Source organism: Streptomyces sp. NPDC037301 (assembly GCF_055602785.1).
On the sequence record NZ_JBVJWD010000016.1, the window covers coordinates 1 to 11,917 of the forward strand.

General features: G+C 70.5%; 12 protein-coding genes. 5 read left to right on the forward strand and 7 right to left on the reverse strand.

Annotation, left to right across the window (positions count from 1 at the left end):
* Positions 1–230: 230 nt before the first annotated feature.
* Positions 231–1,007: a S1 family peptidase gene (locus ACZ7IB_RS24570; protein WP_470915680.1), complete on the reverse strand. Its 777-nt coding sequence runs from the start codon at positions 1,005–1,007 to the stop codon at positions 231–233.
* Positions 1,008–1,244: 237 nt separating this feature from the next.
* Between ACZ7IB_RS24570 and ACZ7IB_RS24575 the strand changes: the two genes are divergently transcribed.
* Complete coding sequence (locus ACZ7IB_RS24575) at positions 1,245–2,171, forward strand: hypothetical protein (RefSeq protein ID WP_470915682.1); 927 nt, start codon at positions 1,245–1,247, stop codon at positions 2,169–2,171.
* 61 nt (positions 2,172–2,232) lie between these two features.
* Here the strand turns inward: ACZ7IB_RS24575 and ACZ7IB_RS24580 are convergent, their stop codons facing one another.
* Complete coding sequence (locus tag ACZ7IB_RS24580) at positions 2,233–3,153, reverse strand: SDR family oxidoreductase (protein WP_470915982.1); 921 nt, start codon at positions 3,151–3,153, stop codon at positions 2,233–2,235.
* A 167-nt stretch (positions 3,154–3,320) separates the two neighbouring features.
* Here ACZ7IB_RS24580 and ACZ7IB_RS24585 point away from each other — a divergent pair, with 167 nt between their 5' ends.
* From ACZ7IB_RS24585 to ACZ7IB_RS24600, 4 genes are read left to right on the forward strand one after another with little or no spacing between them, the layout of a single operon-like run.
* Positions 3,321–4,064, forward strand: coding sequence for an enoyl-CoA hydratase family protein (locus ACZ7IB_RS24585; RefSeq protein ID WP_470915683.1), 744 nt, complete (start codon positions 3,321–3,323; stop codon positions 4,062–4,064).
* A 47-nt stretch (positions 4,065–4,111) separates the two neighbouring features.
* A complete protein-coding gene (locus tag ACZ7IB_RS24590) occupies positions 4,112–4,966 on the forward strand; it encodes a CoA transferase subunit A (protein ID WP_470915984.1) in 855 nt (284 codons plus the stop codon).
* Complete coding sequence (locus ACZ7IB_RS24595; RefSeq protein ID WP_470915684.1) at positions 4,963–5,703, forward strand: CoA-transferase subunit beta; 741 nt, start codon at positions 4,963–4,965, stop codon at positions 5,701–5,703. The genes ACZ7IB_RS24590 and ACZ7IB_RS24595 overlap by 4 nt, the downstream gene beginning before the upstream one ends.
* The gene (locus ACZ7IB_RS24600; protein ID WP_470915685.1) at positions 5,703–6,767 is read left to right on the forward strand and encodes an NAD(P)H-dependent flavin oxidoreductase; all 1,065 of its coding nucleotides are present in this window, start codon (positions 5,703–5,705) and stop codon (positions 6,765–6,767) included. Before ACZ7IB_RS24595 ends, ACZ7IB_RS24600 begins: the two co-directional genes overlap by 1 nt.
* 50 nt (positions 6,768–6,817) lie before the next feature.
* Here the strand turns inward: ACZ7IB_RS24600 and ACZ7IB_RS24605 are convergent, their stop codons facing one another.
* The 5 genes from ACZ7IB_RS24605 to ACZ7IB_RS24625 all read right to left on the reverse strand — a co-directional run bounded on the left by ACZ7IB_RS24605 (position 6,818) and on the right by ACZ7IB_RS24625 (position 11,833).
* The gene (locus ACZ7IB_RS24605) at positions 6,818–8,488 is read right to left on the reverse strand and encodes a DEAD/DEAH box helicase (protein ID WP_470915688.1); all 1,671 of its coding nucleotides are present in this window, start codon (positions 8,486–8,488) and stop codon (positions 6,818–6,820) included.
* A gap of 178 nt (positions 8,489–8,666) precedes the next feature.
* Positions 8,667–8,870, reverse strand: a complete 204-nt coding sequence (locus ACZ7IB_RS24610; RefSeq protein ID WP_003969786.1) for a cold-shock protein — start codon at positions 8,868–8,870, stop codon at positions 8,667–8,669.
* Positions 8,871–9,219: 349 nt separating this feature from the next.
* Positions 9,220–10,377 (reverse strand): acetyl-CoA C-acetyltransferase, encoded by a 1,158-nt coding sequence (locus ACZ7IB_RS24615; RefSeq protein WP_470915690.1) that lies wholly within the window; start codon positions 10,375–10,377, stop codon positions 9,220–9,222.
* Between the two features lie 31 nt (positions 10,378–10,408).
* On the reverse strand, positions 10,409–11,020 hold the full coding sequence (locus ACZ7IB_RS24620) for a TetR/AcrR family transcriptional regulator (protein WP_176740119.1): 612 nt from the start codon (positions 11,018–11,020) through the stop codon (positions 10,409–10,411).
* A 30-nt stretch (positions 11,021–11,050) separates the two neighbouring features.
* Positions 11,051–11,833: an SDR family oxidoreductase gene (locus ACZ7IB_RS24625; protein WP_470915692.1), complete on the reverse strand. Its 783-nt coding sequence runs from the start codon at positions 11,831–11,833 to the stop codon at positions 11,051–11,053.
* Between the last annotated feature and the right edge of the window lie 84 nt (positions 11,834–11,917).

Sequence of the window (11,917 nt, forward strand, 5' to 3'; positions counted from 1 at the left end):
TCGGGGCAACAGCTCTGCGCAGTGCAGGATCGGTGCCAGGGATGACAGTCCCGGGCTCGGTGTTCCGTGCCGCTTGGAGCAGGTCGGCGGCCGCGGGGGGGGGGGGGGGGGGGGTGGGGGGGGGGGGGAGGGGGGGGGGGGGGGGGGGGGGGGGGGGGGCGGGGCGCCCCCCCCCCCCCCCCCCCCCCCCGGGGGTGCTCAGAGCTGATGCGGTGGGGCCGGCCGGGGCGTCAGAGCGTGGCCGCCGCGGAGGCGATGTTGGCGGCGAACGTCGAGACCTCGCTGTACACACCCGGGTAACCGGGCTCGGCGCAGCCCTGGCCCCAGCTGACGATGCCCACCTGGATCCAGGCTCCGGCGTTGTCCTTGCGGAACATGGGGCCGCCGGAGTCGCCCTGACAGGTGTCCACGCCGCCCGTGTCGATCAGCCCGGCGCAGATCTCGTCGCCGGGGACGAGATCACTGCCGTATGCGCCCTGGCAGTCTGCGTCGGAGACGAACGGCACGGCGGCCTTCAGCAGATACCGCTGCTGGCTTCCGCCCTCGGTGGCGGCGCCCCAGCCTGCGATGGTGAAGGTGCCGTTGTTGTACGTGGTGTTGGTGGCGATCTTCAGGGTGGGCAGGTCGATGGGCTTGGCGAGCTTGATCAGTGCCCAGTCCTTGCCCTGGCCGTTGTAGCCGGGGGCCTGGAGGACCTTGGTGGACTTGACCTTGATCGCGCTGGACGACTGGAGGTCGACGACGCCCGCGGTGGCGGTGATGGAGGTGTTGTTGCCCGAACCGTCCACACAGTGCGCGGCGGTGAGGACGATGTCCTTGGCGTAGAGAGCGCCGCCACAGCCCATCGACAGCCGGACCATGAACGGGAATTCACCTTGGGCGGCGCGGGTTCCGCCGACGACCGGGGTGGGGGCCGCCGACGCTCCGGCGGGCTGGAGGCTGACGGCCGCGAGGACCACGGCGGCTATGACGGAGCATCTCTTCACGGCGCGCAGAAGCTGCTTCAACGGACTGCCTTCTTTCGTGGGGGGTTCTTGTGGGGGGTTGTACGTGGGGGTACGTGTCCTCGCCCGGGGTTCTGGCCACGGGCAGCAGAGCCCGTTGGTCATGCCCCCGACAAGGACATGATTCGGATTATCGAGAAATGATCACGGGCCCCACAAGGTTCACTTTTCGGCCAAGATCACTCACGTCGCTGCGGCTACAGTGGAGGCCGGTCGATCGTCGCGAATGGGGGCGGGGACGTGACGGACAACAACCGGGACCACGGCCGGGGCGGCGGAAGTCCGGTCGTCCACGGCTTCCCTCATCTGGACACCGTCCGGTCCGCGATCACGGCGCTGTACCGGAGGCTGTCGTACGACGGTGTCCGCGGTTACGCCACGAGCCTGGCCCCCGCCGACGCCGCTTTCTCCGACCAGGACGATCTGCACCTCGGCGCCCAGCGGGTGGCGCGGGCCGTGGTCCAGCATCTGCACCTGCCGGACGCCCGCATGATCGTCGGCTTCCGGGCGATGGAACACGCCGCCGGTGTCGAACTCGCCGCGGGGCCCGAGTACTTCATCGAACTCAACGACCGCTTCCGCACCCATCGCAGGGACATCGGCGCCGCACTCTCGCACGAGGTCATGCATGTGCTGCTGCACCGCCTCGGCCTGGAGTTCCCCGGTACGCGCGACAACGAGATCCTCACCGACACCGCGACGACGTATCTGGGTGCGGGCTGGCTGCTGCTGGACGCCTTCCGTGAGGACGCCGTCTCCAGCCAGAAGCTCGGTTATCTCACCCCGGAGGAGTTCGGATACGTCCTCGCCAAGCGGGCGTTCGCCTTCGATGAGGATCCCTCCCCGTGGTTCACGAGTCCGCAGGCGTACACGGCGTACACGAAGGGGCGTGCCCAGGCCCTCCACGACACCCGGCAGCCGCCCCTCGCGGCGGCCGGCTGGGCAGGCCGGCACCGCTACGCCAAGGACCGGCGGTACGCCCAGGACCATCCGGGTGCGCGGGCAGCCCCGGGCCCCGACGCCCCGTACAGCTTCGAGAACGCCCCGCAAGGACTCCGGGTCTCCTTTGCCTGCCCCACCTGCCACCAGCGCATCCGCGTTCCGGTACGCGGCCGGGTACGGGCCCGGTGCGGGTTGTGCCGGACGGTCCTGGACTGCAGCACCTGAGGCAACCCGGGGGGCTCCGCACCCGAGCCCCCGCACCTCGAACGCCGGAGAGAATGAATAGTCAGCCTCGCCGACGGCTGGTTTTCGCCCCGTACACCGGCTGCGCCGGCTCCGCCTCCGCCAGCAGCTTCCGTGCCGCTTCCCCCGCCTCCGCCGGCGCCCACCGCGCCCCCCGGTCCGCGGTGGGACCGGGACGCCAGCCCTCCATGACCGTGATCCGGCCGGCCTCCGCCTCGAAGACCTGCCCGGTCACCCCGTCGCTCGCGGCCGAGCCGAGCCACACCACCAGCGGGGACACGTTCTCGGGGGCCATCGCGTCGAACTCCCCGTCCCCCGGCGCCGCCATCGTCTCCGCGAACGTCCGCTCGGTCATCCGGGTCCGTGCCGCCGGGGCGATCGCGTTGACCTGGACCCCGTACCGTCCCATCTCCGCGGCCGCGACGAGCGTCAGGCCCACGATGCCCGCCTTCGCGGCGGAGTAATTGCCCTGTCCGACGCTCCCGAGCAGCCCCGCACCGGAGCTTGTGTTGACCACCCGGGCCACCGGCGCGCGGCCGGCCTTCACCTCGGCCCGCCAGTGCGCGGCGGCATGCTTCAGCGGCAGGAAGTGGCCCTTCAGATGGACCCGCATCACCGCGTCCCAGTCGTCCTCGTCCAGATTCACCAGCATCCGGTCGCGCAGGAATCCGGCGTTGTTGACCAGCGTGTCCAGCCGCCCGAAGGTCTCCAGCGCGGCAGTGATCAGCGACGCCGCCCCCTCCGTCGTGGCGATGTCGCCCCCGTGGGCGACCGCTTCGCCGCCCGCCGCCACGATCTCGTCGACCACCTGCCGGGCCGGACCGGCCGAGCCTCCGTCGCCGTCCGGGCCGACACCGAGATCGTTGACCACGACCCTTGCCCCCTCGGCGGCGAAGGCGAGCGCATGGGCACGGCCGAGCCCGCGCCCGGCACCCGTCACGATCACGACGCGCCCGTCGCACAGTCCACCGACGCTTCCTCCGTCATTTCCCCCTCCGCTTCCCCTTTCACTTCCCCTGTCCCGTCCGTCGCTGCTTGCGGTCATCACACATCTCCTTGTTGGCGATGCGGGGGCAGGCTGCTACCTTCCACACCTAACAAATGTTTGGTGGAAAGGTAGCTGATTCGCCCATGGGTGTCTCCACCGCAAGTCCCGGCAAGGGCATCTCCCTCGTCACGGTCGACTACCCGCCCGTCAACGCGATCCCCGTACAGGGCTGGTACGACCTCGCCGACGCCCTCCGTGCCGCGGGCCGCGATCCCGAGGTCCGCTGTGTCGTGCTGGCCGCCGCCGGGCGTGGATTCAACGCGGGCGTCGACATCAAGGAGATGCAGCGCGACACCGGTCACGCCGCCCTGATCGGCGCCAATCGCGGCTGTTACGAGGCGTTTTCGGCCGTGTACGAGTGCGAGGTCCCGGTCGTCGCCGCGGTGAACGGCTTCTGCCTCGGTGGCGGCATCGGCCTCGTCGGCAACGCGGACGCGATCGTGGCGAGCGACGATGCGACATTCGGCCTGCCCGAGCTGGACCGGGGCGCGCTCGGCGCCGCAACCCATCTCGCCCGGCTCGTGCCGCAGCATCTGATGCGCGCGCTGTACTACACCTCACGCACCGCCACCGCCGCAGAACTCCACGCCCACGGCTCGGTCTGGAAGGTTGTACCGAGCGATGACCTCATGGATGCAGCAATGGAGTTGGCGGGCGAGATCGCCCGTAAGGACGGGTATCTGATCCGGCTGGCGAAGGCCGCGATCAACGGCATCGACCCGGTGGACGTACGCCGCAGCTACCGCTTCGAGCAGGGCTTCACCTTCGAGGCCAATCTCAGCGGTGTCGCCGACCGCGTCCGCGACACCTTCGGCAAGGAGGCATGACCGTGACCGGAATCGGTGCCGACAGGACCGACAGGACCGACAAGACCATGACAGCGCAGGACGTCGTCTCCCGGCTCAGCAGCGGGATGACGATCGGCATCGGCGGCTGGGGCTCCCGCCGAAAGCCGATGGCACTGGTCCGGGCGCTGCTCCGCTCCGGGATCACCGATCTCACCGTGGTCTCGTACGGCGGCCCCGACGTCGGCCTGCTCGCCGCCGCCGGCAAGATCCGCAAACTGGTCGCGGCCTTCGCCACACTCGACTCGATCCCGCTCGAACCCCACTTCAGGGCGGCCCGCCAGCGCGGCGCGTTCGAGCTGATGGAGGTCGACGAGGCCATGTTCATGTGGGGGCTGCACGCCGCCGCGAACCGGCTGCCGTTCCTCCCCGTCCGCGCCGGTATCGGTTCGGACGTGATGCGGGTCAACCCGGGCCTGCGTACGGTCACTTCGCCGTACGCGGACGGCGAGGAGTTCGTCGCGATGCCCGCCCTGCGGATGGACGCGGCGCTGGTCCACATGAACCGCGCCGACCGGTTCGGCAACGGCCAGTACCTCGGCCCCGACCCGTACTTCGACGACCTGTTCTGCGAGGCCGCCGACAACGCGTACGTCTCCTGCGAACGCCTGGTGGAAGCTGCCGAGTTGACCGAGAAGGCGGCCCCGCAGACCCTCCTTGTCAAGCGGCACTCCGTCACCGGCGTCGTCGAGACCCCGAACGGCGCGCACTTCACCTCCTGCGTCCCCGACCACCCGCGCGACGAGGCGTTCCAGAAGGCGTACGCGATCGCGGCCGCCGACCCCGACGCCTGGGCGGCCTTCAGCGACCGCTTCCTGCCCGCACAGGGCGACGAGAAGAGCTATCAGTCGGCCGTCCAGACCTGGCACGAGGAGCAGAAGTGAGCAACCGGAGCGTGACCCGGGCCGAGTACTGCGTGATCGCCTGCGCCGATGCCTGGCGCGACAACGGGGAGGTGCTCGCCAGCCCGATGGGACTCATCCCGTCCGTCGGCGCCCGGCTCGCCAAACGCACCTTCTCGCCCGATCTGCTGCTCACCGACGGCGAGGCGCTGATCATCGGCCCGGACGGCGCAACGGAGGGCTGGCTGCCGTACCGCCAACACCTCACCATGGTCACGGGCGGCAGGCGTCACGTGATGATGGGGGCGAGCCAGATCGACCGGTTCGGCAACCAGAACATCTCCTGCATCGGCGACTGGGAACAGCCCACCCGCCAGCTCCTCGGCGTACGCGGCGCCCCGGTCAACACCCTGAACAACCCGGTCAGTTACTGGGTACCCAAGCACTCCCCCCGGGTCTTCGTCGAGCGCGTCGACATGATCTGCGGGGTCGGTTACGACAGTGCCGCGGCGGCCGGTCCGTCGGCGACCCGCTACCACCGCATCCCGCGCGTCGTCACCGATCTCGGCGTCCTCGACTTCGCGACCCCGGACCGCTCGATGCGTCTCGCCTCGCTGCACCCCGGCGTCAGCGCCGACGAGATCCGCGAGGCCACCGGCTTCGCGCTCACAATCGCGGACGACGTCCCGTACACCCGGGAGCCGACCGCCGAGGAGCTGGGCCTGATCCGCGAGGTCATCGACCCGAAGGGCACCCGGAACCGCGAGGTCAGGGTCTGATGCGGACCGCGCTCACGGATCTTGTCGGCGTCCGCCACCCCGTGGTCCAGACCGGCATGGGCTGGGTCGCGGGCCCCCGCCTGGTCTCCGCCACGGCCCGCGCGGGCGCGCTCGGCATCCTGGCCTCCGCGACGATGACCGTGGAGCAGCTGCTGGCAGCGGTACGGGAGGTCAAATCCCGTACGGACGAGCCGTTCGGCGTCAATCTGCGCGCCGACGCCGGTGACGCGCGCGAGCGGGTACGGATCATCATCGACGAGGGCGTGAAGGTGGCGTCCTTCGCGCTGGCCCCTTCGAAGGAGCTCATCGCCGAGCTGAAGGACGCGGGCGTGGTCGTGATCCCGTCGATAGGTGCCCGGCGCCATGCCGAGAAGGTCGCGGCGTGGGGCGCGGACGCGGTGATCGTGCAGGGCGGCGAGGGCGGCGGCCACACCGGTGATGTGGCAACCACCGTGCTGCTGCCCCAGGTTGTCGATGCGGTGGACATCCCGGTGATCGCGGCGGGTGGCTTCCACGACGGCCGGGGCCTGGTCGCTGCGCTGGCGTACGGGGCGGCGGGCATCGCGATGGGCACGCGGTTCCTGCTGACGTCGGACTCGACCGTGCCGGACGCGGTGAAGGCCCGTTATTTGGCGGCGGGCGTCAAGGACGTAACGGTCACCACGGCGGTGGACGGGCTCCCGCACCGGATGCTGCGTACGGAGATGGTCGCCGCGCTGGAGAACGCGGGCCGGATCCGGGCGCTGGCCCAGGCGGTGCGCCGGGCGGCGGAATTCAAGCGGATCTCCGGGACCGGCTGGTCCCGGATGGTGCGCGACGGTCTCGCGATGAAGCACGGCAAGGACCTGTCCTGGAGCCAGGTCCTGCTGGCCGCCAACACCCCGATGCTCCTGAAGGCGTCCATGGTCGACGGCCGCACGGATCTGGGCGTGATGGCATCGGGCCAGGTGGCGGGCCTGATCGAGGACCTGCCCAGCTGCGCGGAGCTGGTGGAGCGGGTGATGGAGGAGGCCTGCGCGGCGCTGGGCGCGGTGTCGGGCGCCGTGAGCCCGTCCGGCGATTGAGGACGGAGCGGTGACCGGACGGATCCGGTCACCGCACGTCACCCGTACCGCTACGCGGCCCTGCGGCCACGCCCCGCCGCCGCACCACCGCGTCCGGCCCCGGCCCCGGAACGCCCGGCCCCGCGTGCCTCGCCACGGCCACCACCGGCACCGGAACCAGCGCCACGAGCCGAGCCACCCGCACCGCCGCCGCGGGCGGAGGAACCCCCCGTGCCCCGGCCCTCACCGCCGCCGCCCTGCCCGGCACCACCGCGCCGGCCCCGGCCGCGGCTGCCCGAGCGGAAGCCCGCGCCACCGGCCGCGGCCCCGCCCGACCGCGTGCGCGGCTTCGGCGGGGTCGGCTGGGGTACCTCGATGACGATCGCGACGCCGGACGGCTCACGGGCCCCGGTGATCCGGGTGAGTTCCTCGTCGCTGGACTTGATCCGGGTGGTCCGGGGAGCGATGCCCGCATCGGCCATCAGCCGGGTCATCTCCCGCTTCTCCTCGGGCAGCACCAGGGTGACGACGCTGCCGGACTCCCCGGCACGCGCCGTGCGCCCGCCGCGGTGGAGGTAGTCCTTGTGGTCGGTCGGCGGGTCCACGTTCACGACCAGGTCGAGGTCGTCGACATGAATGCCGCGCGCCGCCACATTCGTCGCGACGAGCGCGGTGACCTGGCCGTTCTTGAACTGGTCCAGCGTCCGGTTGCGCTGCGGCTGCGAACGCCCGCCGTGCAGGGCGGCAGCCCGTACACCGCTGGCGAGCAGCCGTTTGGCGAAGCGGTCGGCGGCACGCTTGGTGTCCACGAACATGATCACCCGGCCGTCGCGGGCGGCGATCCTGGTGGCGACGGCCTTCTTGTCGGTCTCGTCGGCCACGTGCAGCACGTGGTGCTCCATGGTGGTGACCGCACCCGCGGACGGGTCGACCGAATGCACGACCGGGTCGGTCAGGAACATCTTGACCAGCCGGTCGATGTTCTTGTCCAGGGTCGCGGAGAAGAGCATCCGCTGGCCGTCCGGCTCGACCTGCTTGAGCAACGCGACGACCTGCGGCATGAAGCCCATGTCCGCCATCTGGTCGGCCTCGTCGAGGACGGTGATGGCGACCTGGTCGAGGCGGCAGTCGCCGCGCTCGATGAGGTCCTTCAGCCGTCCGGGCGTGGCGACGAGCACCTCGGCGCCGCGGCGCAGCGTGCCGGACTGTTTGCTGATCGACATGCCGCCGACGACGGTGGCCAGGCGCAGGTTCACGGACGTCGCGTACGGCGTCAGCGCGTCGGTGACCTGCTGGGCGAGCTCACGGGTCGGAACGAGGACCAGTGCGAGCGGGGCGCGCGGCTCGGCGCGCCGTCCGCCGGTGCGGGCCAGCAGCGCGAGGCCGAAGGCGAGCGTCTTGCCGGAGCCGGTGCGGCCGCGGCCGAGGATGTCCCGGCCGGCGAGCGAGTTCGGCAGGGTGGCGCCCTGGATCGGGAACGGATCGGTGACGCCCTGCGCGGCAAGGGTTTTCAGCAGGGCTGCGGGCATGTCCAGCTCGGCGAACGCCTCGACGGCGGGCAGTGCGGGGGTCATGGTTTCGGGCAGGGCGAATTCGCCCTGCGGCGGCGTGGCCCTGCGACGGGGCGACGCCTTGCCGGATCCCTTGCCGGAACCCTTAGCGGTTGCCTTTGCCGGGGCCGTGCCGCGCCCCCTCGACGGGCGGTTGCGGGCGGGTCGGTCCTGGCGTTCGGAGCGGGTCATACGGAATTGCCCTCCTGGGGGATTCCTGAGGATTCCTAGGGATTCCTGGGAACTGCGTGGGACTGCTGGGGGGAGCACTGCGGGACGGCGCGCTTCTTCGCCATGTCCCGGGGACAGCACAAGCCGGGACCCGCACCTTCACGGTGCGGGCCCCGGCTGCGAGGTACGCGTCCGGCAATTAGGCCGGGACGATGTTCTCCGCCTGCGGGCCCTTCTGGCCCTGCGTGACGTCGAAGGAGACCTTCTGGCCCTCCTGGAGCTCACGGAAGCCCGAGGTGGCGATGTTGGAGTAGTGGGCGAAGACGTCGGCGCCGCCGCCGTCCTGCTCGATGAAGCCGAAGCCCTTTTCCGAGTTGAACCACTTCACGGTTCCAGTAGCCATGTCATTCTCCTAAAAGAGGTGCAGTGCCGGAAATCCGCACTTTACGAATTCCAAGTCGCCGCATTGAGCCCCATCCGGAGAAAGCCGGAAAACAATAATGCGCCTGAGGAAGCATTCCCGTCAGGCGCACATAAAGTTCATGGGTACCAAAACTGCAACTCGGCAACCGTAGCACGTTCTGCCGACCGGCGGTGGAACACGCCGCGCCGCCAGCCGGCGGATTTTTTGCCCGGGCCCTTGGGGTAACTGGCCCGGAGCGAGCTCGGAACTCTGCCGAAACTTGTTCCCGGAGCCCTGTCGGAACGGTTCGGTGACCTGGTCAGTGGCCGGTCGTGGGCCGGGGCGGGGGTCAGAGCCGTTCGATGATGGTCACGTTCGCCTGGCCGCCGCCCTCGCACATGGTCTGCAGCCCGTAGCGGCCGCCGGTGCGCTCCAGCTCGTGCAGCAGCGTCGTCATCAATTTTGTACCGGTTGCGCCGAGCGGGTGGCCCAGGGCGATCGCGCCGCCGTTGACGTTGACCTTGTCCGGATCCGCTCCGGTTTCTTTCAGCCAGGCCAGGACGACCGGGGCGAATGCCTCGTTGATCTCGACCAGGTCGATGTCGTCGATGGTCATTCCGCTCTTTTTGAGCGCGTGCGCGGTGGCCGGGATCGGCGCCGAAAGCATGCGGATCGGGTCCTCGCCACGCACCGACAGGTGGTGGATGCGGGCGCGCGGGGTGAGACCGTGCTCGGCCACGGCGCGCTCGGAGGCGATGAGCATGGCAGCGGCCCCGTCGGAGACCTGCGAGGAACAGGCGGCGGTGATCGTGCCGCCGTCCAGGACCGGCTTGAGGGCCGCCATCTTCTCCAGGGTGGTGTCGCGGCGCGGCCCCTCGTCGGTGGTGACGTCGCCGTAGGCGACGGTCTCGCGCGCGAAGCGGCCCTCGTTGATGGCGCGGATCGCACACCGGTGGGAGCGGAGGGCGAACTCCTCCATGTCCTGGCGGCTGATGCCCCACTTCTCGGCGATCAGCTGGGCGCCGTGGAACTGGTTGACCGGTGCGTCGCCGTACCGGGCGCGCCAGCCCTCGCTGCCCGCGTACGGGCCGTCCGTCAGGCCGAGGGGCTCGGCGGCCTGACGGGAGGCGAAGGCGATCGGGATCTGCGTCATGTTCTGCGTGCCGCCGGCGACGACGAGGTCCTGAGTGCCGGACAGGACGCCCTGGGCGGCGAAGTGCACGGCCTGCTGGGAGGAGCCGCACTGCCGGTCGACGGTGACGCCGGGGACCTCCTCGGGCAGTCCGGCCGCCAGCCAGCAGGTGCGGGCGATGTCACCGGCCTGCGGTCCGACGGTGTCGAGGCAGCCGAAGACCACGTCCTCGACGGCCGCCGGGTCGATTCCGGTCCGCTCGACGAGGGCCTTGATGACATGGGCGCCGAGGTCGGCGGGGTGGACCGAGCCGAGTCCTCCCTTGCGCCGGCCGACCGGAGTGCGTACCGCTTCGACGATGTATGCCTCGGCCATGACTTCTGCTCCTCGGTGAGCTCGGGTGGGGTCAGGTGTCGAGGGCGATGCCGTCCAGAACCATCGAGAGGTACTGGCGGGCGATCTCCTCGGGGCTGTGCTGTCCGCCCGGCCGGTACCAGGACGCCGCGACCCAGACGGTGTCGCGGACGAAGCGGTAGGTGAGGCGGATGTCGAGGTCGGCGCGGAAGGTCTTGTCGGCGACGCCGCGTTCCAGCGTGCCGAGCCAGGCCTTCTCGAACTTCTGCTGGGAGTCGACGAGGTACTGGAAGCGCGGCTGGGTGGCCAGGTGCTTGGACTCCTTCTGGTAGATGGCGACGGCGGCGCGGTGCCGGTCGATCTCCCGGAAGGACTCGGTGACGAGGGCCTCGATGGTCTCCCGGGGTCCGAGTCCGGCGGCGAGCACCGCGTCGTACCCGTCCCAGAGTTCGGTGAGGAAGGTCGAGAGGATCTCGTCGATCATCGATTCCTTGGAATCGAAGTGGTAGTAGAGGCTGCCCGCGAGCATCCCGGCCGCGTCCGCGATCTTGCGGACGGTGGTGGCGTTGTATCCCTGCGCGGCGAACACCTCGGCGGCGGTGGCGAGCAGTTCGCGGCGACGCTCGGGCGAGGGGGTCACCTGGGGCTTCTTCTTGGTAGGCACCCGCCCATTCTCCGCCCGGCCGTCCTCCCGTCAGGCATGCCGGTTGCTGACGGAGACGACCTCGCCCGTCATGTAGGAGGAGTAGCCGCTGGCGAGGAAGACGATGACGTTGGCGATCTCCCACGGCTCGGCATAGCGGCCGAATGCCTCCTTCTCGGTCAGTTCGTCGAGGAGTTCGGCGGAGGTGACCTTCACCAGGTGCGGGTGCATGGCGAGGCTGGGGGCGACGGCGTTGACGCGTACGCCGTACTCGGCGGCCTCGATCGCGGCGCACCGGGTGAGCGCCATGACGCCCGCCTTGGCGGCGGCGTAGTGGGCCTGGCCGCTCTGGGCGCGCCAGCCGACGACAGAGGCGTTGTTGACGACGATGCCGCCGCGGCCCGCCGCCCTGAGCGAGCGCAGGGCGGCCCGGGTGCAGCGGAAGGTGCCGTTCAGGGTGACGTCGAGGACCTTGGTCCACTGTTCGTCGGTCATCTCGGTGAGTTCGGCGGTGCCGCCGAGGCCGGCGTTGTTGACGACGATGTCGAGGCCGCCGTGGGTCTGTTCGGCGAGCGCGAAGAGTGCCTGGACCTGGGTCTCGTCGGTGACGTCGCAGGGCAGTGACGCGACATGGTCCGCGCCGAACTCCTCGGCGAGCGCCTGCTCGGTCTCCTTCAGCCGGCGGGCGTGCGCGTCGCCGATGACGATGCGGGCGCCCTCCTCAAGGAATTTACGGGCCGTGGCGCCGCCGATTCCGGCGCCCGCGGCAGCGGTGACGACGGCGCTGCGGCCGGCCAGCAGGCCGTGTCCGGGTACGTACTGCGGTGCGCTCACGCCCGCGCCTCCTCGGTCTCGGCCCGCGGATCCTCGACGGTCCTCGTGCTCGTACGTTAACCTACCAAACACTTGTTAGGGAAG